This is a genomic window from Copranaerobaculum intestinale (assembly GCF_009831105.1).
Classification (GTDB): Bacteria; Bacillota_I; Bacilli_A; order Erysipelotrichales; family Erysipelotrichaceae; genus Copranaerobaculum; species Copranaerobaculum intestinale.
In genome coordinates this window covers 119,350-145,708 of sequence record NZ_WUUQ01000002.1, presented here as the reverse complement: position 1 = coordinate 145,708, position 26,359 = coordinate 119,350, and the positions used below count along the sequence as shown (strand labels likewise).

Sequence of the window (26,359 nt, the reverse complement as noted above, 5' to 3'; positions counted from 1 at the left end):
AATATACATATATAGGTGATGAATATGTATATAGTCCTGCCCCAAGCGGTTCATTTAATTTTAGATACTTTGCATCGAAATCATCACAGCGCATACATCATAGGCGGCTGTGTGCGCGATGCTGTTTTGGGCTTGCCGATTCATGATTATGATATCACAACCTCAGCACGGCCTGAACTCGTACAGGAATTGTTTCAAAATAAAGGAATCACCGTGATCCCAACTGGTTTAAAGCATGGAACGCTCACCCTGCGCATCGATCATGAAAACTATGAAGTAACAACCTTCCGTACCGATAAGAATTATCAGAATCACCGTACTCCTCAGGAAGTGACCTTCGCTGATACACTACTGGAGGATGTGAATCGCCGTGATTTCACGATCAATACGCTTGCGTACAATGAAGAAACAGGACTGCTTGATCTGGTAGGAGGACTTGAGGATTTAAACAAGCGGATCATCCGCTGTGTTGGGGATGCAGAAAAGCGCTTTGAAGAGGATGCGCTGCGGATGCTTAGAGCCCTGCGCTTCTCCATGACCTTGCACTTTTCCATCGAGCAGAATACCTGGTCTGCTCTAAAAAAGCACGCACACCTGCTGACCTATATATCAGCAGAGCGGATCCGTGACGAATGGAACCGCATGCTGATGAGTGAATATGATCATATACTTGATCTATTGTATGACAGTGGAGTACTAACGATCCTATTTCCGGAGCTTTCCAAGCTGTATCATCATAACCAGCATAGTCTTTGGCACCCATATGATATGTTTCAGCATACTCAGATTGCGCTTCAGCATACGATCAGCTATACCTTGATAGAAAAATTGGCTGTCGTATTTCATGACATCGGAAAACCGGATACCATGTATTTGGATGAAAATCATCACGGACACTTTCCTCACCACGCAAAGGTGAGTAAAGAGCTGGCAGCGCAGGTTATGAAGCGTTTGAAATACGATCATACCACCATGGATACGGTATGTACTCTGATCGCCTGCCATGATTATTATTTGCAGCCCAATGAGCGTTTTATGCGCCGTTTCTTAGGAAAACTGGGAGGTGATTACGCACTTTGCCGATCAATCATCAAGGTACAGCTCGCAGATGATCAAGCAAAGGAGCAAATCCGGGCCAAGGAAAAGATTGAGATTTTATTGCAATGTCAGAAAATTTTGAATGAATTGGAACAGCAATGCCCGGCATTGACGCTGGCCAGCTTGGCGGTAGACGGAAACGATCTGAAAGCCTTGGGATTAGCAGGCGTCCAGATTGGGAAGGGTTTAAACATAATTTTACAGGCAGTAATTGAAGGAAGTATCACGAATACCAAAGCGGATTGCCTATCCTATATCAAAAAACACGTTTCTTAGCTGAAACGCGTTTTTCTTTATTCTTCGATGCCGAGTTCTCTTTCAAGGTACTCATCATAGCTCATTCTGCGATCAATGATGCCGTTATCAGTAATTTCAATAATACGGTTCGCAATGGTCTGGATAAACTGATGATCATGTGAAGTGAAAATCAGTTCATGCTTGAAATTGATCAGTCCATTATTCAGCGCTTGAATCGCTTCCAAATCCAAATGATTGGTCGGATCATCCAGCAATAAAAGGTTGGGAGCTTCCAGCATACTTTTTGACAGCATACAACGAGCCCGCTCTCCGCCGGATAAAACATTAACTGCTTTCAAGGCTTCTTCACCGCTGAACAGCATGCGCCCTAAGAAGCCGCGGATGTATCCCATATCATCAATACTTGTATACTTGCTTAACCAGTCACATATGCTCTCATCGCCTTCAAAATACGAAGAATTGTCATCCGGAATATACGAAGGGGTGATCGTCTGACCGATCTCGATACTACCCTGATCCGGTTCAATCTCTTTTGCCAGAACCTTTAACAGCAAAGAAGTCTGGTTAGGATTTCCGATCAAGGCAATCTTATCCCCGTTCATCAGAGAAAAAGAAACATTCCTGATCATTTCCTTACCTTCCAGCGATACGGTTAAATTTTCTGCATACAAAATCGATTTACCGGATTCCCGCTCAGCTTTAAAATCGATAAACAGATATTTGCGGGTTGACGGTTTGATATCATCAAGAGTTATCTTATCCAAGATTTTTTTTCGTGAGGTCGCCTGCTTGGACTTGGCGGCATTCGCAGAAAACCGCGCCACAAAGGATTCCAATTCTTTTATCTTATCTTCTTTTTTCTTGTTGGCATCTTTCAGCTGTTTCGCCAAAAGCTGACTGGATTCATACCAAAAATCATAGTTACCAGGAAAAATCTTAATCGCCCCGTAATCGACATCGGCAATATGCGTACATACCTTGTTCAGAAAATGACGGTCATGTGATACGACGATAATAGTACTTTCATAGTTCACCAAAAAGTGCTCCAGCCAGGCAACTGCTTTCAGATCGAGTCCATTGGTCGGCTCATCCAGCAGCAGCGTATCCGGTTTTCCAAACAGCGCCTGCGCCAATAAAATTTTCACTTTCTGCGCCGGCGTCATCGCCCCCGTCAATTCCTGATGAAGCTCTACCGGAATATCCAGAGATTCCAGCAGCGATGCGGCTTCACTCTCGGCATTCCATCCATCCAAATTCGCAAATGCCTCTTCAAGTTCTCCGGCCTTGATGCCGTCGGCCTCGGTAAATTCACCCTCCTTGGTATATAAATGTTCTTTTTCCTTCATAATCCGGTACAGCCGTTCATTTCCCATCATTACCGTTTCCAGCACCGGTACATCATCAAATTTATAATGATCCTGCTGAAGCGTAAATACTGTTTCATGCGGTCCGGTGAACACATCCCCGGTATCCGGCTTCAATTCTTTGCTTAACACTTTCAAAAAGGTACTTTTACCGGCTCCGTTCGCGCCGATCAAGCCATAGCAGTTGCCATCGGTAAATTTCAAATTCACATCTTTATAAAGCGTACGCCCGCCAAAGCGAACACTGACATTATTTGTTCCAATCATAAATATTTCCTCCAAATGCTCATGTTTAGGCATTATAACACGGTATTTAGGGAAAGACAAACTTCCCTCCATAGGAAAAGGCATCCGCTGGGATGCCTTATTAACTTCAGCAAGCTTTACTTGAATGCCCGTTTAAATTTTTCAAATGGAGATTCAGAACTCTTACTTTTTTTAATCTTCTCATAATACTCTTTTTCTTCTTTATTCAGCTTAGTCGGAATTTCGACCTGTACTTCTACGTACTGATCGCCCTGACCGCCGCGAGGATTTTTCACACCCTTGCCGCGCAGTCGAAACTGCTGGCCGTATTGCGTGCCGGCTGGAATCGTCAGCTCGACATCACCGTATACGGTCGGTACGTCCACCTTGGTTCCCAATGTCGCATCAACTGATGAAATCGGAACCGTAATACGAATATCATTACCGTCACGAACAAATGTCTTATGACGGGCAACCAGAATTTCAATGTATAAATCACCGTTACTGCCGCCATTGGCACCGCGCTCTCCTTTACCAGGGACGCGCACCTGCTGACCGGACTGAATGCCTGCCGGAATCTTAATATCCAATTTTACTCGTTTATGCTCATAGCCCTTGCCATGACACTTGGAGCATTTATGAAGAATGGTTTTCCCGGTTCCGCCACAGTCCGGACATACCGACTGTGACTGAAACACACCAAACGGGGTACGCTGCTGGGTAGTAACCGTTCCAGAACCGCCGCAGCGTGAACATACTTTTACATCGTCCTTTGACTGGGCACCGCTGCCTAAGCATTGGCTGCACTGTTCATCCAATTCAATTGTGATTTCTTCACTCTTACCGAAGATGGCATCCATGAAATCAATGCGCATCTGCATAAAGCGATCATTTCCTTTACGCGGTCCGTTTGTATTCTGCCGACGGCTGTTTCCGCCAAATCCGCCGCCAAAGAACGACCCGAAAATATCACCGAAATCTTCAAATCCGCCAAATCCCGATGCCCCGGCACCACCGAAGTTTGCGCCCTCCATACCGGCATGACCAAACTGATCATAAGTCGCTTTTTTCTGCGGATCGCCCAGAACCTCATAGGCTTCATTAATTTCTTTAAACTTCGCTTCCGCGTCCGCATCCTTATTCACATCGGGGTGATATTTCTTAGCCATTTTACGATAGGCTTTTTTGATTTCATCGTCACTGGCACCCTTTTCGATACCCAGGACTTCATAATAATCTCTCTTACTCATTGCCTCATCACCCTCCTACATCTTTCTGGCAGCAAATTTATATATGTCCGATGCCGCCGCTGATTCGTATTGTGGGCAGCTCTCATATTTCATACCGGGTGCTATTTTATCATATCTGACAAGAAAAGCAAGATATCTCCGGTTTCTTCATTCATCTCATAATGAAGGGATGAAATACACAAATCCTAGCGCTGACACTAGGAAATGTGTATTTGTTTATTTCTTTTCTTCAAATTCAGCGTCAACTACATTGTCGTCTTTGGCACCGCTGTCGGCTTGAGCAGCCTGCTGATCCTGCTGCTGATACATCGCAGCGCTTGCGGCCTGAGCAGCCTGTTCCAATGCTTCCAGCTTTGTCTTAACTGCTTCCATGTCGTTTTCATCCAAAGATTTCTGCAGTTCATCACGCAGCTTCATGGTTTCTTCTTTTTGTTTCGCATCGATCTTATCGCCTGCTTCCGCGATAGAAGTATCAATCTGATTAATGAACTGCTCTGCTTTATTGCGCAGTTCTACTTCTTCTTTGCGCTTCTCATCTTCAGCCTTATGTTCTTCAGCCTCTTTTACCATCTTTTCAATTTCATCATCGCTTAATCCGGATGAATTCTGAATTGTGATGGACTGTGATTTGCCGGTTCCTTTATCTTTCGCAGATACGTGGACGATACCATTGACGTCGATATCAAAGGTAACTTCAATCTGCGGTACGCCACGGCGCGCCGGAGCGATTCCATCCAGCTTAAACATACCGAGCGTCTTATTGTCATTTGCCATCGGGCGCTCACCCTGCAGTACATGAATATCAACAGCCGGCTGATTATCAGCAGCGGTTGAGAACACCTGACTCTTGCTTGTAGGGATGGTCGTGTTGCGAGGAATCAATACGGTCATAACACTGCCCATGGTTTCAATACCTAAGGATAACGGCGTAACGTCCAGCAGCAATACATCTTTTACATCACCGGCGATAACGCCGCCCTGGATGGAAGCACCCATCGCAACTACTTCATCAGGGTTTACCGAACGGTTTGGTTCTTTACCCAGCTCATTTTTCACCGCTTCCTGAACAGCTGGAATACGGGTAGAACCGCCTACCAGCAATACCTGATGAATATCCAGCTTAGTCAAGCCTGCATCTTTCAATGCCTGACGTACCGGTTCAATCGTACGATCAACCAGTTTCTTTGTCATTTCATCGAATTTTGCCCGTGTCAGACTCGCCTCAAAATGCAGCGGACCGTCTGCGCCGGCAGAGATAAACGGCAGTGAAATCTGTGTCTGAGCCATTCCGCTCAAATCTTTTTTCGCTTTTTCAGCAGATTCCTTCAAACGCTGCATAGCCATTGCATCTTTGCTTAAATCTACTCCGTTTTCTTTACGGAAGGTTTCAATCATCCAATCAACGATCGCGTTATCGAAGTCATCTCCGCCCAGTTGAGTGTCACCGCCGGTTGATAATACTTCAAAAGTACCGTCGGCCAGTTCCAGGATAGATACATCAAATGTACCGCCGCCTAAGTCATAAACCAAAACCTTTTGTTCTTTTTCAGTTTTATCAATACCATATGCCAGTGCCGCAGCTGTCGGTTCATTGATAATACGTTCTACTTCCAGACCGGCGATCTTTCCGGCATCCTTGGTCGCCTGACGCTGTGCATCGTTGAAGTAAGCAGGTACGGTAATAACCGCTTTTTCAACCTTTTCTCCTAAGTAATCCTCTGCATATCCTTTTAAATACTGCAGAATCATAGCAGAAATTTCCTGCGGTGTGTATTCCTTTCCTTCCAGCGAAACTTTTTCATTCGTACCCATTTTACGTTTAATGGAACTTACCGTATTTTTATTTGTGACAACCTGGCGTTTCGCCGCATCACCGACAATTCTTTCACCGTTTTTGAAAGCGACAACCGATGGTGTCGTACGATTTCCTTCCGGATTCGTAATAACCTTGCATTCGCCGCCTTCCATAACACTGACGCATGAATTTGTTGTACCTAAGTCAATTCCGATAATTTTGCTCATAAATATTTCCTCCTTATTTACATGTTTTTGATTTATTCACTGACTTTTACCAAAGCCGCACGCAATACGCGATCCTTCAGCATATAGCCTTTTTGTAAAACTTCAATTACGATACCGCTTTCCACACCTTCTTTTGCTTCCTGCATCAAAGCGTTATGATAATTGGCATCAAATGGTTTGTTTAAGGCATCGATTTCCTCGACTCCTTCATTCTTGAGAATATGAATCAGCTGACTGTGAATCATTTCAAATCCTTTCGCATAATTTTTGATATTCTCATCGTCAACCTTCACATCAAGCGCGCGCTCTAAGTTATCCAAGACCGGAAGCACTTCACTGGCAAAGCTTTGAATTCGATATTTGCGAGTACTCTCAGCTTCGCTCTGAAGCCGTTTTTTCAAATTTTCCGTATCCGCATATGCCTTGAAATAAGCATTCTTGCTTACTGCCAGCTCCTCTTTAAGTTTCGCATTTTCTTCCTTCAGCGCTTCCAGCTCCTTCTTATGCTTATGTCCGCGCTCTTTTTTATCTTCTTTCTTTTCTTCATCCGCATGCTTTTCAGTCGTACATTTTGCATCCTCACAGGATTCTTTTTCGACTTCGTTTGCTTCTACATGCTCTTTCTTCTGTTCTTCCATGGATAACCTCCTAACTTTCTTCACGATACATTTCTTCAATGACCCTGCTCATATATTCCATCAGGGCTACGACCTGATTGTAATGCATACGAGTAGGTCCGACAATCATCAGCTGTCCTTCCTCACCGTCATGAATATGGAATTTGCTGGCTACGACTGATACATTGTTCGACTGCAGAACTTCATTGTCCTCGCCGATGCGAATCGCGAGATCGCCCTCATGGTCAGCCAGCTGCCGCCACAGGGAACTGTCCTCCAGCATCTTCATGAGCCCTTTCAGCTTTTCAATATCCGCAAACTCAGGCTGATACAGCATATTGCTTTGACCGCTGCAGTACACATTATCCGAGGCGAACCGAACGAATGCATTGACAAAGGCTTCAAACAAAACCTCATGCCGTTTCACGCACGCCGCCATCAGCGGCTTTATTTCATCCATCTTTTCCAAGACATGATTGATCGGTGTCCCGGACAGTTTATCATTCAGCAGATTACAGCAGGTTTGAATATCATTCAGCGATACCGACTCATCAAACTGGAATGTTTTATTTTCCGTATGCCCGTGATCAGTAATGAATACCGCTACGGCTGTTCGATCCGAAATAGGAAAGAGCTGAATGTGCTGCAAGGTCTGTGAGCGAGAATCCGGTCCCAGCACCAGTGAAGTAAGGCTGGTCATCTGTGATAGAATATCACAGCTTTTTTTTACCACTTCATCAAGCGTGTAATGCTTTTCTTTGAAAACCGTCTGCAATGAATTCTTAACTGATTCATCCAGTTGTTTTTCCATAAGATTTTCGACATAATAGCGATATCCCTTACTGGAAGGAACACGTCCGCTCGAGGTATGTGTCTTTTCCAAAAGACCCATGTCTTCCAGCGCCGCCATTTCATTTCGTATGGTTGCAGAAGAGCAGGTAAAATCCAACATGTTCATCAGTGTTTTACTGCCTACCGGCTCAGCTGTCCGAATAAATTCTTCAACGATCGTTTTGAAGATGGCTGTCTGACGTTCATTCAACATTTCACCACTCCTCTCTAGCACTCTTATCTCATGTCTGCTAACAGTATATGCCATTTCGTTAGCACTGTCAACTATTTAGTGCTAATTTTTTTCAGAATACTCTGAAGTACAAAGAGAGGATGTTGATGACGATTCCAAATAGGATATACAAAGAAAAACAGACATGTTCCTGATCAAGTACCGTGTATTTCTTTATACTTCCCGCTTTTCTATATTTATATAAGGAATTGCTGTATGCTTTTTACTCTCTTTTGGCAAAAATCATCTGAATTGTAATTTTCAGCATATTTGATATACTTTCTTAAAGATCGAGACAAACATCGTCATGTATCTCATGATGCTGCATAGGATAATAGTATCGTTTTCAAACATCACTAAGAAAGAAGGTATTGATATGAATGTTATCACATGGAAAAAGCCGTCAAGACTGATGGCGGGAACAACGCTTCGTGACATAAATCTGCCGGAAAACGGCAACCTCGCCCTGCATACCGGAGGTAATCTGGAACAGGTCTTAAACAACCGCCGCGCGTTTTCTGATTATTTAGGAATTTCCCTGCAAGATTGGGTATGTGCTAAGCAGACGCACAGTGACCATATCAAAGCGGTTACCGCAGCTGAACGGGGACGCGGTGCCGTTTCCTATGAGGATGGCATTGAGGATTGTGATGCCCTTTATACAAGAGAAAAAGGCTTGCTTTTGACCGTTATGACAGCTGATTGTGTTCCGATTCTTTTATATGAACCAATCCAGGAAATCATTTGCGCAATCCATGCCGGCTGGCAGGGAACCGTGAAAGAAATCACCGCCAAGGCACTGCAACACTTAATTGAAGTGGAACATTGTGATCCACGGCGCATTCATGCCTATATCGGCCCAGCGATTGCGGCCAGCAGCTTTGAAGTAGGCATAGAGGTTGTGCAACAAGTAAAAGCGATGTCTTTTCCAACCGATGCCTTCATCAAATATGCAGCTAATGAAAAAGCCTTTATTGACAACAAAGGATTGAATAAGCAGATGCTGCTGAATGCCGGACTGAAGGAGCATCATATCAGTGTTGATAAGAACGATACATTCGCACCCAATGAACGTTTCTTCTCTTATCGCCGCGATCACAGCTGTGGCCGGCATATGTCTTATATTATGATGAAATAAAACAGATGAAAAAGATATATCTTTCCATGGGATGATATATCTTTTTTTAATATCCATGATCTTGCATGTATTATGATGTATCTTGGCTCTTTACTCATCCTAAATAGAACGACGGAAAACTTTTTCACATCTAAAAATATAGTATTTTGCTTGATCCAAGCATTACCATAAGCATGATCGTTACAATTATCTTGATAAATTAATAAGCAACCCAATTGATTTTTAATTTATCTAGGACGGCTGTTTTCCCATATAAACAGAATGATCGGCAATTTTATCAAATGATCCTGCAAAATCTTTCGCGACAAAATTTATGTGATCTTCACGATCGACATAAATGAAAAATTCTTGATTCAGGTCATCGAAATAAATTTGATGGATTCCTTTTTTCAAGCTTGTAACCTGTCCGTCATGCTGAAACTCTCCCTGCTGATACCAAATGCATTTCAGGCCGTCCTTGTGCTTTTCAAAAACCAGATATTGCGTATATTCGGAAACCCCGTCATTTGATTCATAAGTACCGATGATCGATGCGGTATTTTCATATGCCGTTACATCCTTCTTTAAAAGAACAACAAATACAAGCAAAATACAAACTACTCCCGTCAATATGCCAGAAACGATATAACATTGGGTTTTCGATATGAATTGGCTGTCTTTCATAGAAATCTCCTTTCCATGCATTCGCACCTTAACCATACTACATATCTTTCTATAACTTATCATAGCATACTTCTCATTATATTTATGAATTTCATCTTACCTTTCATACAGAAAGCTTACTTTTTTATAATTTAATTTTTTCATTCGCTGATACAAAACAATGAGGTGAAATCATATAAAAAGGGAGATTTGCGGCAACATCTCCTTTTTGGTATTCAATAAATCTGCTATAAAAAATCCTAATTCAGCTTTGTATAGGTTCGATCAAATGTAATCACCGTGCGGTACTGCTGATTGATTTTATGAAGCTTTTCATCAATTTGCTGATGAAGCTGAATATCGGTAAGCGGGAAGCGCTGCGGTACCACCACATCAAAAATCAGATTGGTATGCGTCTCTCCCACTACCATACGAAAATCGTGCATGGTCAGTACTTCATCGATATTTTGGATAATAGTACGTACCTGATCACGCATGGCATTCACTTCTTCATCATCCAATACGATCGGATCAAGATGAATAACTACATTCATATGATGATTTTCAGCAAAATCACGTTCGATATTATCAATCATATCATGACTGATCAGCACATCCTCCTTGCTGTTAACTTCCACATGAACTGTCGCAAAGCAGCGGTTTGGTCCATAGCTGTGAATGACCAGATCGTGATAACCCAGCACCCCGTCATATTTTTTCAAGGTATTGCTGATCATCTTTACCTGATCCTCAGAAGGAGCCTGCCCCAGTAATTGATCGATCGTAGAACGTACTATTCCATAACCGGTATATAAAATAAATAAGGCTACGATAACCCCCATATAGCCATCCAACTGAACATGCACCAGCGGTGAAAGGATAGTGGCAGCGAGTACCGCCCCGGTTGCCATAACATCAGAAATGGAATCGGCAGCAGTTGCCTGCATCATTGATGAATCAATGCGTCTGGCAATTTTACGGTTATAGGAATACATCCACAGCTTCACCAGTATAGATACGATCAAAACTGTAACACTCAGCATGGAAAACACAATCGGATCAGGATGCATAATTTTATCTACTGAGGTGCGCGCCAGCTCCAAGCCGACCAGCAGAACCAAAAAGGCCACAGCCAACGATGCGATATATTCAAAACGTTCATGACCGAACGGATGTTCTTCATCTGCCGGACGGGAAGATAATTTAAAGCTCACCAGGGATACCACTGAACTGCCGGCATCCGATAAGTTATTCACCGCATCGGCAACGATTGCGACACTGTGAAACAGCGTACCGGCAGTAAACTTTGCTGTAAACAAAAATATATTACAGGCGATGCCGGTTATCGAGGTTACCCTTCCGTATTGCTCCCGAACTTTGCTGTCATGAATATTCTCATAATCCTTCACGAATCGATGAATCAGCCAGTCGATCATAATCCTCTCCCTCTCTTTACTGTTTGTTCAGTATATACCCTTTAAACAGTCTCGTCAAATGTCTGAAAGTGTTCTTCCTTTCATATAGTAATACAGGTGATAATATGAAAAAAACAATCGGATTCTCATTGTTTGTTATTTTGCTGATCTATTTGATCAAGGGCGGTATTACTTATACATATGCATTATCCGCGCTTACGATCTGGTTTGAAAAACTCGTACCTTCCATGTTTGTTTCCATGGTACTGGTGCGCGTGCTTTACCAAATGGAAATACTGCCGCTGTTAGCGAAGCCTTTCAAATGGCTGATCACCCCACTATTTCATTTGGATTCCCATGCCTTTGCGCTTGTCATCGCATCGCTGTTTTTAGGATTTCCCACTTCAGCTATTCTGATTGACGAAGAAGTCCAAAAAGGATATTTAAAAAGCGAGGATGCGCGTAAGCTGATTAACTGCTGCTGCTTTGCGACTCCCGGCTTTATCATTTTATCCTGCGGCACTGTGCTTTATCACTCCGCAAAGATCGGTTTCCAATTATTTTTAGTTTCTTTTATCAGTGGTCTGCTGCTGCTCTTACTGACCCGCAGACAAGCTGTTGAGATGCCGGCGGTTACGAAACGACAGTGTGTTCCCTTTTTCCATATTCTGTCTTCATCCATGATGGAAAGCGGAAAAGCCCTATTCATGATCGGCGGCTATCTTATGATCGTCATGAGTGTAACCGCAGCAATCATTCCTCTTCTTCCCGCAATCACGCAATTCTTTACTAAGGTGATCACCGAATTTTCCAGCGGTACAATTATGATTGCGGAAAGTACAATGACCTCATCCATAAAACTGGCCGCTACTGCCGCACTGCTGTCCTTCGGCGGATTGTGCGTGCATCTGCAGATTCATGCGATGGCAGTACACAGCTCATTGCACTATCCTCAATATTTGTTCTATCGATGTCTGCAAAGTCTTCTTTCATTTGTCATGGCAATGCTCATTTTTGGATAAGGTTTAAAACAAATTCTTTTTCTTGAAATAATAAAAACAGAAACCAACCACTACCACACTTAGTATAATCACCGCCAGATAGCCGTACTTCCAAGTCAGCTCCGGCATATTGGTAAAATTCATACCATACCAGCCAACGATTAATGTAAGCGGCAAAAAGATAGTCGTTATCACCGTGAATAATTTCATAATCTGATTTAAGTGATTGTCTGTCTGCGCCTGATACGCTTCCCTCACCTGTGTCATGTATTCACGAAGCATTCGGGTCTGATTGAACAGTCTTGATACACGATCGGTCATCATATGGAAATAACGAAGATTCTCTTCGGTGAATACTTCATTCTCATTCTCCTGAAGATCACTGCCCATTTCAATCAGATGGCTGTAATGATTTTCAAACAGAAGCAGGGTTTTGCGAAGCGGCGCAATTTCCTGATGAAAGGATACATTGCGATCATTCATGATATCTTCTTCAATTCTCTCAATCTGTTCATTAATTTCCTGAAGAAGAGAAAAATCCTTACTGATGAGTTTTTCAAACAATGCATAGATTAATTTTTCCAGAGTCAAAGATTTCAAAGGTATCCGGCCCGTCACTTCCCGTATCGCAACCAGTACCCGTCCGATATCCTCACTGCTGATAATAAGCTGATTGCGGCGTATATAAAATGCTGCCTGAAAATCTTTTACTTCTCCGTTGCCGCGTGTATTATGGAAACAGATCGTTCCAAAATCATAGTTTTCATACAGATCAATATGATTATTGCGGGGATGCATCGCTTCCTCGATAGTCTGCTGATGAAAATGAAAATGTTCGTTTTGCTGCTTCAACTCCGCAGGTGTCAAAATACCTACGGTGAGGCGACTCGGCTCACAAGCTGCCGCATCAATTGGATGAAGCGCATCCTCAATCTGATAAAACATACGATCAACTCCTTTGTCTCAGTATAATACAAATTTATAAAAAAGGATAGAATGGTTCCTTTCTATTTGCATTTTTCAGTAATTAGTTTATACAAAATAACAAGCCCGACACAATCATTTTACAATCCCTTAATCGCAGTGCTATAATTTTTTTAATTAAGGAGGATTGTATCTATGACCAATCAAAATCCATTAAAACAAATCGTCGTAAAACAGAAGCAGGGCAAAGCAGTAGGCATCTATTCCTGCTGCAGCGCCAATGAATATGTTATCGAAGCTGCCATCGAATGTGCCAAGCGTGATCATTCCTGCGTTCTGATTGAAGCAACTGCCAATCAGGTTGATCAGTTCGGCGGCTATACCGGTATGAAGCCAATCGATTTCCGCAACTTCGTATATGCGATAGCAAAACGCGTTGGCTTTGAAACCAACCGGGTTTTCTTAGGCGGTGATCATTTGGGTCCGTTAACCTTCGCAGCTGCCCCGGAAGCTGAAGCAATGGCAAAATCAGAAGAATTGGTACGCTGCTATGTGGCTGCCGGATTCACGAAAATTCATATCGATACAAGCATGAAAGTGGCTGACGATGATCCAAACACTCGGCTTAGTGATGAAATTATTTCAAAGCGCGGAGCACGGCTGGCGCGAGTTTGCGAAGACACGTATCAAAAGCTGCTGAAAACAGATCCAAATGCAGTGCGCCCGGTATATATCGTCGGCAGTGAAGTACCGATTCCCGGCGGTGCTCAGGAAGCAAGTGCTGGTGTGCAGGTTACCAAAGTAGCGGATTTTAAAGCGACCGTTTCCGCTTTTGAAAAAGCATTCGAAAACGAAGGACTTCAGGAAACCTGGAACGATGTTATTGGTGTGGTCGTTCAGCCGGGAGTGGAAGAAGCAGATACCGGTCCGAAAGAATACGACCGAGAAGAAGCAAAAGAGCTGATGGCTTCGATCAAAGATTATCCAAACTTAGTATTTGAAGGACATTCAACCGATTATCAGACCAAATACGCATTAAAGGAATTGGTAGAGGACGGTGTAGGCATCTTAAAAGTCGGTCCGGGTCTTACCTTTGCCATGCGGGAAGCACTGTTTGCCTTAGCACACATCGAAGAAGAAGTATTCCATGGCACAGATGTAAAAACCAGCAATTTTATCGAGGTTCTCGATCAGGCAATGCTCGCCAATCCAAAAAACTGGCAGAAGCATTATCACGGAGATGATAATAAACTATATATCGCCCGCAAGTATTCTTTCTCAGATCGCTGCCGTTACTACATGCCGGAAGCAAGCGTTCAGACCGCAATTCACACTTTAATCAGTAATCTTTCGTCAATTGATATTCCGCTGTCGCTGATTTCTCAGTATATGCCGATCCAATATACAAAAATTCGTGAACATCGACTGGAAAAGAAGCCAGAAGTAATGCTGAAAGATCGGATTGTGAACTGCATTGATGAATATCTGTTCGCAAGTCATCAGGACGAGTTATTCAATGATTAAAAAAAGCGTTAAAAAAACGCTTTTTATTTTGTCTGAAATTGATATTTTAAAGCAAAGATCGTCAAAGCCGCGATATACTCCTTTTTAAAGAATACGGAGAGATAGGACAGATCGTCGCGATCCTGCTGCTTTGCCTGTTTTAAACGATGATACAGATAATAAATGATATCTTCCTGGCGATAGTTTTTTACTTCCAGGGCAATCTCTTTAATGGTTTTTTTTGAGATCAGAACCTTATCAATGGTATGCACCATCGTATCAAAACGACGAAGCAGCTCAATTACAAAATCATCAAAGGTATACACGAGTTCATCATCCATATCAAACATTCTCGCGCAGTCTTCCAGAATGCGCAGATACTGAAACATATACGATTCATATTCAGCAAGTGCTTTATTTATCGATCGATCAACCAGCTGCTGAAACAACCGGTTTACAATCGGCTGGGAAGCATCACTGCGGTAATTGTTCAAAAAGCGCTCATAAGCATCCTCATAGGCTTGAATCTGCGGCAGATCCATTGCGGCAAAGGTATAGGTATAGCCATAATACACATTAAATTTTTTTAATGTGTCCAAATACCCAAGCCGCATATTGCGATGAAGGGTTTCCGGTTTGAAATCAAGGAAGGATCCAAGCGGCATATTCGGTTCAATATACAAAACATCATCATCACTGTTCACTTTTTCTTCTTTATATTTCAAATCAACTGCTACGATTTGATCAGCCCCCAGCGAACGAGCCAGTTCTATCGGAACATTATCGTGATAGCCGCCGTCAATATAACGCTTCCCTTCCATGAATTTCATGGGGAAGGCAGGAAAGCAGGAAGCGCTTGCCAGCAGAAAATCGTGTGCATTGTTCTTCGTAAACTGACTTTTGACAAAGGGTGACGGCGAATACGGATCAAGACATACAGTCATGCATCCAAAGTCGATATCGGAAGCGAAAAATTTATCCGCATCAAACATATTCTCAATCATCTTTATCAGCGGTGCGATATCGGCGCCGCGGTGATCAATATACGATGCCAGCATCTGCTTTATCTGACTGCGCTGGCTCATCAGCAAATCCAAATCAAAATCCAATGATATGCCATTCTGAATGACCTGGGATGCATCCATATGATCCCAAAGATCATACGCTTTCGCAAAATCATCCTGTACCACCATCGCCCCAATCAAAGCGCCGATGGAAGTCCCGGTCACGATATCAAAGTGGATATCCAGTTCACGCAATGCTTTCCAGACGCCGATTTCATACGCGCCCTTGGAACCGCCCCCACCGAGCACAAGCGCACTTTTCATGATTGATCCCCCATTTCATAATCCAAGCAAAGCTTTAAATTCGATGATGTGATATGACACATTCCCTGCTGAAAGCATTTGTCGATATCTTCCTTGGTCTGAATCAAACCACCGCCGATCAGCGGAATCTCACTGCTTTTGCGAATCAGAGAAACGGCGTTCCATGTCGTAGCCGGCAAGATTTCCAAAAAATCCGGCTGAAGCGAAGATGCTAACTCAATTCCCTTTTGCAGCGAGCGCGAATCAATCAGGAAAATACGAAGCACCGACAGCTTATGGAGCTTACGGGCCGTCTGCACCGCTTTGGGCTTTGTGGAAATCAAGCCGTCACAGTGAATGCTCTGACATAAAAATTGTGCGCCATATTCGTCATTAGATAACCCATGGATCAAATCAAGATGCACGATTCCATATTTTCCTGCATGATGAAGCTGATGAATTAAATCATCTAAGAAATTCAGATGAAATTCCATCAGAATACAAACAGATAAATCTGATGCTAGAAATTTTGAAAATTGTTTATGATCCTGGATGACCGGGATCACCCGCTGACTGTTTATTTCCATGTATATTCTCCATTGTACGCGATGCAAGCAGATCCACGCCGCAGTTGGCAATATTATGAGCCACAACACTTCCGGACTTTATGGGAGCTTCAGCCTGCACCCGATTAACTGCTTCCATTATAACAAATAATTTCTGTTTTGGCACGGGTGCAGATGTAATCACCGGCAGTAATGGATGAATCGCATTTGCTATGCGTACAGTAGATGTCAAAGTACGCATTGGACATATCGCTTCCTGCTTTGCATAATTCGCACCGCGGGGACAAGCATTTCCCTGTACGACACAATCTCCATCTATATTATCAACCTGAAGATGACACCCCATCGGACAGATGATACAGATCATTTCTTTTTTCATGATTCACACACCTCCACCTTAAGCTCTTGTCGAACATCCTGTAAATCTTCCGGCTTCAATATGATACGAACCATTTCCGCCGGCAGCAGATAGCGCTTTGGCAGCTCTTTGAAAACCTGACCGTCTTTTAGAATACGCAGTTTCACCTGTTTATAGGGCTTCGTAACCCGCAGTGAAAAAGTAAGCGGCTCCTGTATTCGATCGGGATGAATGCACTGGGGCAACATATACCCGATACCTTGTCCAGCCGTACACTTAATAAACGCGGCAGATTCTTTCATACCATGAATATATGCGGCCGCATTTCTGCCGGCTAAATTCCCCTCACTGCTGACAAAATCAACTAAATCATGCACATGCAGGCCATTGCCGCAAGCGAAGATTCCAGGTATATCACTTTCCAGCTTTTCATTCACGATGATCCCTTTACTTTTGGTATCCACGGCAAGTCCCAGCTGCTTGGCCAGACTATTCTCCGGCAGTAATCCCACCGACAGAAGCAGAGTATCCGCTTCAAACACTTTTTCGGTACCATCAATTGGCTGACGGAACGCATCAACTTCAGCGATAATTACCCGCTCCAAATTTGGAAAGCCCTCCACTCTTACCACAGTATGTGAAAGATAGAGGGGAATATCGAAATCTTCAAGACATTGTACAATATTTCGCATAAGCCCATTGGAATACGGCATGAGTTCTGCCACTCCAACAACCTCAGCCCCTTCCAACGTCATTCTTCTTGCCATTATCAATCCGATATCACCGCTGCCGAGGATAAAAACTTTTCGTCCGACCATTACATTATCAATATTTAAGTAACGCTGAGCCGTACCTGCGGTATAGATTCCTTTGGGTCTTGTTCCGGGAAGCTGTATCCCCCCGGCACTTCGCTCATAGCAGCCCCCAGCTAAAATAATCGCTTTTGCCTGTATTTCCTGATAACCGTTTTTTGGACTGACATACGTAATCTTCTTATCCGGCGTTATTTGAATCACCGTTGCCTGTGTTTCAAAGGGAATTTCCTTCGTTCGAATCTGATCGATATATCGCTGGGCATAAGCAGGTCCGCTGAGTTCTTCATGAAAGGTCTGTAATCCAAAGCCATTGTGGACGCACTGCTGAAGGATTCCTCCCAATTCATCATCCTTTTCCAGGATAATCAGATCCTTGATCCCTTGTTCAAAGGCCGAAAGTGCAGCCGCCATGCCGGCACTGCCGCCTCCAACGATCACCAGCTCTAGCTGTTTCATAACTGCTCCTCCTTGGTATGACCGACAAACATCTTTGTTTCCGGCTGGTCGTAACAGATATCACACATATCTACATTCATTGTTTTTGAAAGGATATCCGTCACCAGCGGTTCACAGAAGCCTCCCTGGCATCTTCCCATGCCGGGGCGAATACGCTTTTTGATCGCCTTAATCGTCTTGGCCGGGATCGGCCGCTGTATCGCAGCGATGATTTCACCTTCCGATATTTTTTCACAGCGGCAAACAATATGTCCATAGCGCGGATCCTGCTTGATCATGGACTGCTTATCTGTCATAGATAAATCAGCCATGCGCACCAAAGGCTTACATTTTTTATAGTGTGTCTTTCTCTTTAGCGGATGCTTTTTTTCAATGAGCTGCCGTACATATTCCCCGATTGCCGGAGCACTGGCTATCCCCGGTGAATCAATGCATCCAACATTGATAAAGCCGGCGGATTCGACCTCTTCCCGAATATAGAAATCTCCGTGATTGCCGGCTGGACGAAGACCGCTGAAGGTTCGGATTGTTTCCTGCATTGGTACATTTTTCATCGTATGCGTGATCTGAGAACGAACCATCGCTAATCCCTCTGCGTCGGTGGCATGATCCTCCCGATCCGTATCATTGCGATTTGGCCCGATCAGGATATTGCCATGTACTGTTGGAACCGCCAATACCCCCTTGCCCTTTGGTCCGGGAACCGGATATATCACACGAGATATAAAATTCCTTGCATCCTTTGCGAGCACGAAATATTCACCCTTGCGGGCCTGAATCGTAAAATGCTTGATTCCGGTTGCCATTTGATCGATCTGATCACTGTATAAGCCCGCTGCATTGATTACATAGCGAGCCTCAATTCGCTGCTTCCCCGCCTGCACCGCATAACCTTTTGAAAGCTTTTGAATCGCTGTTACCGGACTGTTAAGGTATACCTGACACCCATTCACAACTGCAGTTTCCAAAGCTGATAAAGCAAAATTCCAAGGTGTGATTACCGCTGTATCCGGTACATTCATCACCATTGTAACCTGATCGCTGAGATTTGGTTCCAGTTTTATCGCAGCTTCTTTATCAAGCAGCTGTACCTTTACATTCCGCCGAAGCGCACGTTCATACAAACGATGGAGCAGCAATTCTTCTCCTTCACCGCATGCGGCGACAAACGCACCGCATGTCTGATATTCTTCCTCCAGTTCCGCACACCACTGTTTCATTAATTGCGCACCCCGTACATTCAGTTTTGCTTTCAATGTACCGTCCTCCGGATCATAACCAGCATGAACGATTGCACTATTGGCCATACTGACTTCATCTGCAATATCACTGTTCTTTTCCACCAAAACTACAGAGCCCTCATAATGTGACAATTCATATGCAATGCTGCATCCGATAATTCCTCCGCCGATGATTACAACATCTTTCATTTTCTTACCTCCCATTAAATATAAAAAAACGAGCCAAAAAAGATAATTTCTTTTTCTGGTCTCGTTTTCTCTTACCAATATTAACTTGTATAACCAGTATAGCACATTTTCCCTCAGCTGTTAAGACGGATATCCATCCAAAAATTCTTTTAATTCAGTTTCACTGATAGAACCTACGGATGTATTCACAACCACACCGTTTTCAATACGAAACATCGTCGGCGTATATTCAAGCTGACCGATGATTGCTTCCAGCTTTTCAAATTCCGGAAGTACGGTCTTACCATTTTCATCCTTAACAGCTGTTTCCTTATCCGTCATCAGTTCCGTAAAAGTATATGCTTCTGTTTCCAGAAAAGAATGAATTGTTTTCTGGAAATGAATACAGGCACTGCAGGTCGTCCTGCCCACAATCAAAATCATTGACTCTTTCTTTTGAATCGCCTGCATGACCTCAGTACTGTTTTTATATGTGATCCTGCCCGTTAAAGGTTTGGTATTCTTAGCTTCATCAAATGTTTTTAACAGCTCTTTGAGTTCCTGTTTATTCCAGCCTCCGGATTCCATGGCTTTTACTTCTCCATTTACGATCATCACAATTGTCGGGGTAACTGTAATCTTACCGATTCTCGCCTGCAGATCCAGGTAATCCTGTCGGACCTCCTGACCCTCTGTATTTTTTATGATCGGCTCATCATCCGTCTTTAAAGAAGCAAAGGTAATTTTATGATCCTTTATGTATTCTTTCAGCACATCGTCAAATTCTATACACGAACCACAAGTAGAGGTGCCGATCACCAGCAGCATTGATTGCTTTTGATCAAGCTGCTTCAGCACTTCTGCCGCATGCACTTCCTTAATCTTGCCCTTTGCTGGTTTCACGGGATCTTTCGCAGTACAGCCGCTGATAACTAACAGCGCCGCCAATATCCATCCGATTCTTTTCAAGCCGATTGCTCCTTCCGTTTCATATGCATGTAATCCTAATCACACGCGCATATAGTATAACAGAAAGTATCGTTTTTTAAAACAAGTACATGATTTGGCAGTATTTGTGATTTCCCATAACTAAAAAAACTGCCAAAACGGCAGTCTTAATACTGTTCCTTGAAGAATGACAGGACATTGCTTAAGGATTTGACCAATGCCTCATCCTCGCCGATATCCAGTTCATCGAGTACCTTATCGATCATACGGGAATGGAACTGATCATGAACATCCAGTACATGCTGTGCCTTGTCCGTCAAGGCCAGACGGACAATACGCCGATCTTCTTCATCACGTTCACGAATCACATATCCCTTATTCACAAGCTTTGAAGTAGAAACTGTAAGTGTTCCCTGAGTCACCATCAGCCGTTTGGCGATCGCAGACATCATTTTAGATTCACTTTTTTGAATTGCTTCCAGAATATGCACCTCCGTCATGGAGAGCGCAACCTTGCTTTCCTGCAGATTGCGTTCTTCAATTAGAAGAATGTAATTGAAAAGATCGACCAGTAACTCATTTAATGTCTGACGAGTCTCATCCATGATGATCTTCCGATTATTTCTCTAACGCTTTTTTTGCTTTATCGCAGATACCGGTAAATCCCTTCGGATCACTGATTGCAATTTCAGAAAGCATTTTACGGTTAACCGTAATGCCAGCCAGCTTCAAACCGTGCATTAAACGGGAATAAGAAATATCATTCATTCTAGCAGCGGCATTGATGCGGGCAATCCACAGTTTGCGCATTTCATTTTTCAGATCGCGGCGATCATTATATGCATAGCGCAGGGAATGCATAACCTGCTCATTCGCAGTGCGATACAGAATATGTTTAGAACCGAAATAGCCCTTTGCTAATTTTAAAACTTTTTTTCTTCTCTGACGGGTTACATAACCACCTTTAACTCTTGCCATGTTTTATTCCTCCTCTTCCTATTTATGCAGCATCAGTTTGATCCGCTTGTAATCGCTCTTGCTGACCAGTGATGCCTTTCTTAAATGACGTTTCTGCTTCTGGGTTTTACCGTGGAAACGGTGAGAAGTATAAGCACGGCCTCTTTTCAGCTGACCTGAACCTGTTCTTTTGACACGTTTTGCTAATCCTCTGTGACTCTTCATCTTTGGCATAAGTACATCCTCCTATTTTGTTTTCTTCGCCGTCAATACGCAGGACATGGTATTGCCCTCCAACAGCGGCTTTTTCTCAACAGTAGCAATATCTGATATTTCTTCAATAAAGCTGTTCATTATTTTCTTACCGACTTCCAGTCTTGTAATCAAACGGCCACGGAAACGCATATCAACTTTTACTTTCATGCCGTCCTCTATCCATTTGCGGGCATGGCGCATTTTCGTATCAAAATCATGTTTATCAATGACCGGGGATAGACGCAGCGGTTTGATTTCTGTAACATGCTGTTTTTTCTTGGCTTCCTTTGTTTTCTTCTGCTGTTCAAAGTGATACCGTCCATAATTCAGCACTTTACATACCGGCGGTACTCCGTTTGGCGCGACGCATAACAGATCAAGATTCTGATCGTATGCAATTTCTAAAGCTTCACGGCGGAGCTTGACACCCAACTGTTCACCGTTGGCATCAATTACCAGAACTTCCTTGAACCGGATTTTTTCATTGACCAGATCGTCGTTAACGTTGTTTGGAATAACTTTTTTGTTGTAAATAACAGACACCTCCATTTTAAAGCAAAAAGCGGGCACATGATAGGGCACCCGCTTTGTTTATGTACTTTCGTCTTTTTGACTATCGTAGCATATACCTATGACTTCGGCCATCAGGTGAGAAGGGGTGCTTCTACTTTCCACTGTCTTTATGCCCAGTAACAATATCATGGATCAATCCAATTGTCAAATGATTTTTAATGTTTTAGGTACATGCATTCTAAACCGATCCGACACTGCTCATATATGTATTACCCAGCAAGAAAGATAAAGCAGAGAAGGAAAGATATAGCAAAAGCAAAGACTGTATAGATTAAATAAAAAAATTTGGGTTAGGTCAACATCTGTTTTTACCGTATAGTGAAGCAGGAGGTGAAGCAATGAAAGCTGTCATACTCGCTGCCATGTTTCTTTTCTTCACCTTCGTATCCCTCCTCTGTGGGAGCTGGTGGGTACGCTACGACCATATCCAGAATACCCTTGAGACAAATACGAAGCGGGCAATCGCCTATGCGATGGTAATGAGCAGAAAAGAAAATCGCAGCCATCCGGATGAGCTGATGGAATATTTCAATGACTACTTTCGAATGAACGCCGTTGATGGATTTCAATATGTTATGACTCTGAACGGTTATATAGATGAACCGCTGTTTATGAAGGTGCGGGTAACTGCTCAGGAAACAGGAAAAATTCAGAATATGAAAATTAAAGTAGAAGAAGCCATGATTGAGGAGGTAAAGGATGAATCCTAAAAAATCAAAGTTGATGATATTAACAGCCTTACTGGTTTTGATTAATATAGTAGCCTTTCGTGTAGCCGTTGATCATTCCGTTGATTTGGTGGAAGTTCCTTATGCGAAGGTGAAAATTCGGCCAAGACAAGAAATCAAAGCATCGATGATCGGCATCAAAAAAGTACCAAAGGCCTATGCTGACAGCAGCTGTTATACAAACAAAACACAGGTGCTTCATAAATATACAGAAATCACTGGAACAATTCCCAAGGGCTCGCTCTTTTATAAAACAATGCTTCATGACCTGAAGGACCTGCCGGATTATCCTTCTATGCAGCTGAAAAAGGGGCAAACAGCATTTTCACTGCCAAGCGATCTAGTTAAGCTGTCCGGAAATACAATTGTGGAAGGACAAAAAGTCGATGTTTATGTGACCGTACAAAAGCCAAGGGAACAGCCGGTGGTAGATCGTTTGGTAAAAAATGTACGAGTGCTTTCTGTGAAAGACCGCAAAGGCCTGAATATGGATGATCCGAATACGACCGGAATTCCCTATGTGGTCATTCTGGGAATACGTGATGAAATTATTCCATATCTGAAGATTGCTAATAAAATCGGTGTGATCGATCTATATGCACAGACTGCAAATTCCAAGGAGAAAGAAGAGTCCATTTTTATAAGTGAATCTAAGGTGCTCTCCTATCTGAAAAATGAATGAGTTTTCGTTTGGCCCGCTGGAGCCGTTTATTCAGGATGAAAATATCACTGACATTAATTTCAATGGGTATACGCTATGGATCGACCATTTGAAAAAGGGGCGATATTCCATTGAAGATTTTGAAGAAACGGCGTTTATGAAGCAATTCTGTTACAAACTTGCCAATTATGTCAATCAGCCCTTTAATGTAACCTCACCGCTTCTGGAAGCAGAGACTGATGAACTGAGAATCAGTATTATTCATGAATCCATAGCCCACGGCGGCAATAGTATTTCTATTCGTAAAACTCCTGCACTCATGCGAATTAGTGATACAGCGGCAGTGAAATCTCAATATGTTCCGGCATCCCTCCTGCATTTTCTGCAAGATGCAGTCGCTCATCATTTTAATATTTTAGTATGCGGTTTGCCGGGAGTAGGAAAAACAGAGCTTATCAAGTTATTGAGTGCTTCCATACCGGAACATGAGCGTGTCATTACGATTGAGGATACCCTAGAGCTTCGATATCATGATCTGCATCCACAGCGGGACTGTGTAGCTTTGAAGGTCAATGAACATTTTACATATGCAGATGCTATCAAAGCGGGCCTGCGGCAGCGTCCCAATTGGATTCTGGTATCAGAAGTCCGTTCCCGTGAGGTTGTTTATCTGTTGGAAAGCATGTCCACCGGAACCCATATTTTATCTACTCTGCACTGCCGCTCCGCATCCCGCATCCCCTATCGAATTCAGCAGATGTATCCTGGTCAGGAAATTGATAATCTCCAGCTGGAGCAGGTCATTTACGATGCCGTCGATTTAGGAATTTGCGTCCGATCAAACATCGGTACTGACGGTGTACAAAGATACATCCATTCTGTGACTGCTTACTTTGTCGATCATGGCAATCCCGTCCAAGTTTTGCTTTATGAACAAGGAAAAGAACTGGATTTCATAAAGCTGCTGCCCGATGAGATGAAAGAGCGCCTGATGAATCCACAGAAAAAAAAGAGGAAGAAATCATGACTGTCATTTTGTTTATAATCCTTATTATGTTGTATCTGGGCAACCGCAGACAAGGCGGTGCCATTCTCCGTTACTGCATCCTGCAGCGCGGCGGCTTCCGTAATCTGCAGCAGTCTGTCATCGCCTATGGCTATCAGTATCAAATGCGTCAGCACGTTCTGATTTGCACCCTGAGCGCAATTTTGGTGACCGCAGCGGGTTTTCTCTTTCAACTGCAGTTAGCTAGTATCATGGTGATGGCCTTCACTGCTGTTTTACTGATGCCGCTGTTAGTTTTATGGTCAGCTTCACATACCTTTGAGGAACGTAAATTCAATGATCTGACTAATTTCCTTCAACATTTTATCGCCCTTTTCAAGCTCAATCCCAAGCTCTATCAAACCCTTACGGATTGTGAGGCCCTCACACAGGGAGATTTAAAAATCACGGTGCAAGCCATTATGACTAATATTGAGAACGGCGAAGATTTGGAAACGGCATTTGAGCCGCTGCGATCATACTGTCCGCATTTTATTATTCATAATCTTCTCACCATCACCTGCGCTGTGGAAGAGCATGGATCACTTTATTATCAGGAAGGTCTGGATTTTATTCAGGATGATATCGATGATTGGATCGAAGATGTTTATCTGTTCAAAAAACAGCAGCTTCAGGCCAAAAACCGCATGCTGGTTCTCTGCGCTTTTGCAGGTCTCATCGCTTTTGTATCCAAACAGATGCTGGCCCAGATTGACTTTCAAGTAACAGGCGGTGTCTATCAGATATCAATGTCCCTGTTCTTTATTTGTATCGGTGTTACCATCATCATGGCTCACCGTATTCTGCAGGACAGCTGGATAGATGCGGAGGAATATGTATGCTGGGAATCCTAATACTCTATCTGTTTTTGGCCGTAATTACGATCTTTCATACAACGATTGAGAACTACCTGCTGCCGCTGCTGAAGGAAGCCGACGCAGAATCCATATTTCATTACGCGGCAGATAGTTTTTATCAAAAACGCATTCGCAGATCGCTTTATGTTTTCATAACGCTTGTGATATGGCCCTTTATGAAGTATGATTGGCGATTTTTAATACTGGTTTTCAGTTTATCTTTTTATCTTTATAAACATCCTTATTGGAATCAGAAGCATCAAAAAAAGCAGCAGGTGCGGCAGCTTCAATTTCAATTTCCAATCTGGCTTCGACAGCTGCAAATTCTGATTCAGACTAACACTGTTCATCAGGCATTGATCGCTTCTACCCAAACGGCTCCCTCTTTAATTCGTGATGATCTGAGTCACCTGATTGAAGCGACAAGCAATGACGCCATCAGCATACAGCCTTATTTATCTTTTTTAAATCAATATCATCTCGCAGAGGTGGAACGGGCAATGAAGCTGCTCTATCGCTATCAAAGCGTTGGCAAGGCGGATGCCTATCAACAGCTTCAGCGGATGATTGAAACAACCGCAAAATGGATTCGGGCTGAGCGCAAGGAACGCTTTGATACCAAACTGCTGTTCTATCAGTGGTGGGGAATGCTGCCGCTGTTGGGAGTAACCGTTATGTTCATGGCAGTCATGTTTCAGATCATTCTAGATCTCTTTGGAAAGGGGGTGATGGGTTGAAGGCTTTTTTTGAGGAATATGGATTGGTTCTTGTCGTTACAATCATTGCCACCGGCATGATTGCCTTCAGCGACGGATTCAAGTCGATCATGCAGGATACCCTTGAAAATCAGTGGAACAGCATGACCGCAAATTCGGAGAAATAA

General features: G+C 43.2%; 28 protein-coding genes. 10 read left to right on the top strand and 18 right to left on the bottom strand.

The window, feature by feature from the left end; translation table 11 throughout:
* The first annotated feature begins 24 nt into the window (after positions 1-24).
* Entirely contained in the window at positions 25-1,374 is a 1,350-nt protein-coding gene (locus tag GSF08_RS05555) for a CCA tRNA nucleotidyltransferase (protein WP_160624853.1), read from the top strand.
* Positions 1,375-1,391: 17 nt separating this feature from the next.
* Here the strand turns inward: GSF08_RS05555 and GSF08_RS05550 are convergent, their stop codons facing one another.
* The 5 genes from GSF08_RS05550 to hrcA all read right to left on the bottom strand — a co-directional run bounded on the left by GSF08_RS05550 (position 1,392) and on the right by hrcA (position 7,900).
* Complete coding sequence (locus GSF08_RS05550; protein ID WP_160624852.1) at positions 1,392-2,987, bottom strand: ABC-F family ATP-binding cassette domain-containing protein; 1,596 nt, start codon at positions 2,985-2,987, stop codon at positions 1,392-1,394.
* 116 nt (positions 2,988-3,103) lie between these two features.
* Complete coding sequence (dnaJ, locus tag GSF08_RS05545) at positions 3,104-4,216, bottom strand: molecular chaperone DnaJ (protein WP_160624851.1); 1,113 nt, start codon at positions 4,214-4,216, stop codon at positions 3,104-3,106.
* A 216-nt stretch (positions 4,217-4,432) separates the two neighbouring features.
* Positions 4,433-6,238, bottom strand: coding sequence for a molecular chaperone DnaK (gene dnaK / locus GSF08_RS05540; RefSeq protein WP_160624850.1), 1,806 nt, complete (start codon positions 6,236-6,238; stop codon positions 4,433-4,435).
* Positions 6,239-6,270: 32 nt separating this feature from the next.
* Complete coding sequence (gene grpE, locus GSF08_RS05535; protein WP_160624849.1) at positions 6,271-6,876, bottom strand: nucleotide exchange factor GrpE; 606 nt, start codon at positions 6,874-6,876, stop codon at positions 6,271-6,273.
* A 10-nt stretch (positions 6,877-6,886) separates the two neighbouring features.
* On the bottom strand, positions 6,887-7,900 hold the full coding sequence (gene hrcA / locus GSF08_RS05530; protein WP_160624848.1) for a heat-inducible transcriptional repressor HrcA: 1,014 nt from the start codon (positions 7,898-7,900) through the stop codon (positions 6,887-6,889).
* A 394-nt stretch (positions 7,901-8,294) separates the two neighbouring features.
* On the opposite strand from hrcA, the gene pgeF reads away from it, so the two are divergent.
* Entirely contained in the window at positions 8,295-9,056 is a 762-nt protein-coding gene (pgeF, locus tag GSF08_RS05525; RefSeq protein WP_160624847.1) for a peptidoglycan editing factor PgeF, read from the top strand.
* A gap of 231 nt (positions 9,057-9,287) precedes the next feature.
* Here pgeF and GSF08_RS05520 read toward each other — a convergent pair whose 3' ends face one another.
* Positions 9,288-9,719 carry a hypothetical protein gene (locus tag GSF08_RS05520; protein WP_160624846.1) on the bottom strand — a complete coding sequence of 144 codons (432 nt, stop codon included), beginning with the start codon at positions 9,717-9,719 and terminating at the stop codon, positions 9,288-9,290.
* Positions 9,720-9,958: 239 nt separating this feature from the next.
* Complete coding sequence (locus GSF08_RS05515) at positions 9,959-11,134, bottom strand: cation diffusion facilitator family transporter (protein ID WP_160624845.1); 1,176 nt, start codon at positions 11,132-11,134, stop codon at positions 9,959-9,961.
* Between the two features lie 104 nt (positions 11,135-11,238).
* Here GSF08_RS05515 and GSF08_RS05510 point away from each other — a divergent pair, with 104 nt between their 5' ends.
* A complete protein-coding gene (locus GSF08_RS05510) occupies positions 11,239-12,135 on the top strand; it encodes a hypothetical protein (RefSeq protein ID WP_160624844.1) in 897 nt (298 codons plus the stop codon).
* Positions 12,136-12,138: 3 nt separating this feature from the next.
* On the opposite strand, the gene GSF08_RS05505 is transcribed toward GSF08_RS05510, so the two are convergent.
* Positions 12,139-13,059 carry a magnesium transporter CorA family protein gene (locus tag GSF08_RS05505; protein ID WP_160624843.1) on the bottom strand — a complete coding sequence of 307 codons (921 nt, stop codon included), beginning with the start codon at positions 13,057-13,059 and terminating at the stop codon, positions 12,139-12,141.
* Positions 13,060-13,233: 174 nt separating this feature from the next.
* Here GSF08_RS05505 and GSF08_RS05500 point away from each other — a divergent pair, with 174 nt between their 5' ends.
* The gene (locus GSF08_RS05500) at positions 13,234-14,562 is read left to right on the top strand and encodes a class II D-tagatose-bisphosphate aldolase, non-catalytic subunit (RefSeq protein ID WP_160624842.1); all 1,329 of its coding nucleotides are present in this window, start codon (positions 13,234-13,236) and stop codon (positions 14,560-14,562) included.
* 23 nt (positions 14,563-14,585) lie between these two features.
* Here GSF08_RS05500 and GSF08_RS05495 read toward each other — a convergent pair whose 3' ends face one another.
* From GSF08_RS05495 to infC, 10 genes are all read right to left on the bottom strand, one after another.
* Entirely contained in the window at positions 14,586-15,869 is a 1,284-nt protein-coding gene (locus GSF08_RS05495; protein ID WP_160624841.1) for a patatin-like phospholipase family protein, read from the bottom strand.
* The gene (locus GSF08_RS05490; protein ID WP_160624840.1) at positions 15,866-16,435 is read right to left on the bottom strand and encodes a glycerol-3-phosphate responsive antiterminator; all 570 of its coding nucleotides are present in this window, start codon (positions 16,433-16,435) and stop codon (positions 15,866-15,868) included. The genes GSF08_RS05495 and GSF08_RS05490 overlap by 4 nt, the downstream gene beginning before the upstream one ends.
* Positions 16,389-16,793, bottom strand: a complete 405-nt coding sequence (locus GSF08_RS05485; protein ID WP_160624839.1) for a DUF1667 domain-containing protein — start codon at positions 16,791-16,793, stop codon at positions 16,389-16,391. The genes GSF08_RS05490 and GSF08_RS05485 overlap by 47 nt, the downstream gene beginning before the upstream one ends.
* Positions 16,790-18,043 carry an NAD(P)/FAD-dependent oxidoreductase gene (locus GSF08_RS05480; protein ID WP_160624838.1) on the bottom strand — a complete coding sequence of 418 codons (1,254 nt, stop codon included), beginning with the start codon at positions 18,041-18,043 and terminating at the stop codon, positions 16,790-16,792. The genes GSF08_RS05485 and GSF08_RS05480 overlap by 4 nt, the downstream gene beginning before the upstream one ends.
* Positions 18,040-19,473, bottom strand: a complete 1,434-nt coding sequence (locus GSF08_RS05475) for an NAD(P)/FAD-dependent oxidoreductase (protein ID WP_160624837.1) — start codon at positions 19,471-19,473, stop codon at positions 18,040-18,042. The genes GSF08_RS05480 and GSF08_RS05475 overlap by 4 nt, the downstream gene beginning before the upstream one ends.
* A gap of 120 nt (positions 19,474-19,593) precedes the next feature.
* On the bottom strand, positions 19,594-20,421 hold the full coding sequence (locus GSF08_RS05470; RefSeq protein ID WP_160624836.1) for a thioredoxin family protein: 828 nt from the start codon (positions 20,419-20,421) through the stop codon (positions 19,594-19,596).
* A gap of 146 nt (positions 20,422-20,567) precedes the next feature.
* Positions 20,568-21,005, bottom strand: coding sequence for a MarR family winged helix-turn-helix transcriptional regulator (locus GSF08_RS05465; RefSeq protein WP_160624835.1), 438 nt, complete (start codon positions 21,003-21,005; stop codon positions 20,568-20,570).
* A 13-nt stretch (positions 21,006-21,018) separates the two neighbouring features.
* Complete coding sequence (rplT, locus tag GSF08_RS05460; RefSeq protein ID WP_160624834.1) at positions 21,019-21,378, bottom strand: 50S ribosomal protein L20; 360 nt, start codon at positions 21,376-21,378, stop codon at positions 21,019-21,021.
* An 18-nt stretch (positions 21,379-21,396) separates the two neighbouring features.
* Positions 21,397-21,591, bottom strand: a complete 195-nt coding sequence (gene rpmI / locus GSF08_RS05455) for a 50S ribosomal protein L35 (RefSeq protein ID WP_160624833.1) — start codon at positions 21,589-21,591, stop codon at positions 21,397-21,399.
* A 12-nt stretch (positions 21,592-21,603) separates the two neighbouring features.
* Positions 21,604-22,161, bottom strand: a complete 558-nt coding sequence (gene infC, locus GSF08_RS05450; RefSeq protein WP_160625370.1) for a translation initiation factor IF-3 — start codon at positions 22,159-22,161, stop codon at positions 21,604-21,606.
* A 362-nt stretch (positions 22,162-22,523) separates the two neighbouring features.
* On the opposite strand from infC, the gene GSF08_RS05445 reads away from it, so the two are divergent.
* Genes GSF08_RS05445 through GSF08_RS11525 form a run of 6 tightly spaced genes read left to right on the top strand, consistent with a single transcriptional unit; the run spans position 22,524 to position 26,359 of the window.
* Positions 22,524-22,895, top strand: a complete 372-nt coding sequence (locus GSF08_RS05445; protein ID WP_160624832.1) for a hypothetical protein — start codon at positions 22,524-22,526, stop codon at positions 22,893-22,895.
* The gene (locus GSF08_RS05440; RefSeq protein WP_160624831.1) at positions 22,885-23,595 is read left to right on the top strand and encodes an RcpC/CpaB family pilus assembly protein; all 711 of its coding nucleotides are present in this window, start codon (positions 22,885-22,887) and stop codon (positions 23,593-23,595) included. Before GSF08_RS05445 ends, GSF08_RS05440 begins: the two co-directional genes overlap by 11 nt.
* Positions 23,588-24,601, top strand: coding sequence for a CpaF/VirB11 family protein (locus tag GSF08_RS05435; protein ID WP_160624830.1), 1,014 nt, complete (start codon positions 23,588-23,590; stop codon positions 24,599-24,601). The genes GSF08_RS05440 and GSF08_RS05435 overlap by 8 nt, the downstream gene beginning before the upstream one ends.
* Positions 24,598-25,473, top strand: coding sequence for a hypothetical protein (locus GSF08_RS05430; RefSeq protein ID WP_160624829.1), 876 nt, complete (start codon positions 24,598-24,600; stop codon positions 25,471-25,473). Before GSF08_RS05435 ends, GSF08_RS05430 begins: the two co-directional genes overlap by 4 nt.
* Positions 25,458-26,213 carry a hypothetical protein gene (locus GSF08_RS05425; protein WP_160624828.1) on the top strand — a complete coding sequence of 252 codons (756 nt, stop codon included), beginning with the start codon at positions 25,458-25,460 and terminating at the stop codon, positions 26,211-26,213. The genes GSF08_RS05430 and GSF08_RS05425 overlap by 16 nt, the downstream gene beginning before the upstream one ends.
* Positions 26,210-26,359 carry a hypothetical protein gene (locus tag GSF08_RS11525; protein ID WP_249805928.1) on the top strand — a complete coding sequence of 50 codons (150 nt, stop codon included), beginning with the start codon at positions 26,210-26,212 and terminating at the stop codon, positions 26,357-26,359. The genes GSF08_RS05425 and GSF08_RS11525 overlap by 4 nt, the downstream gene beginning before the upstream one ends.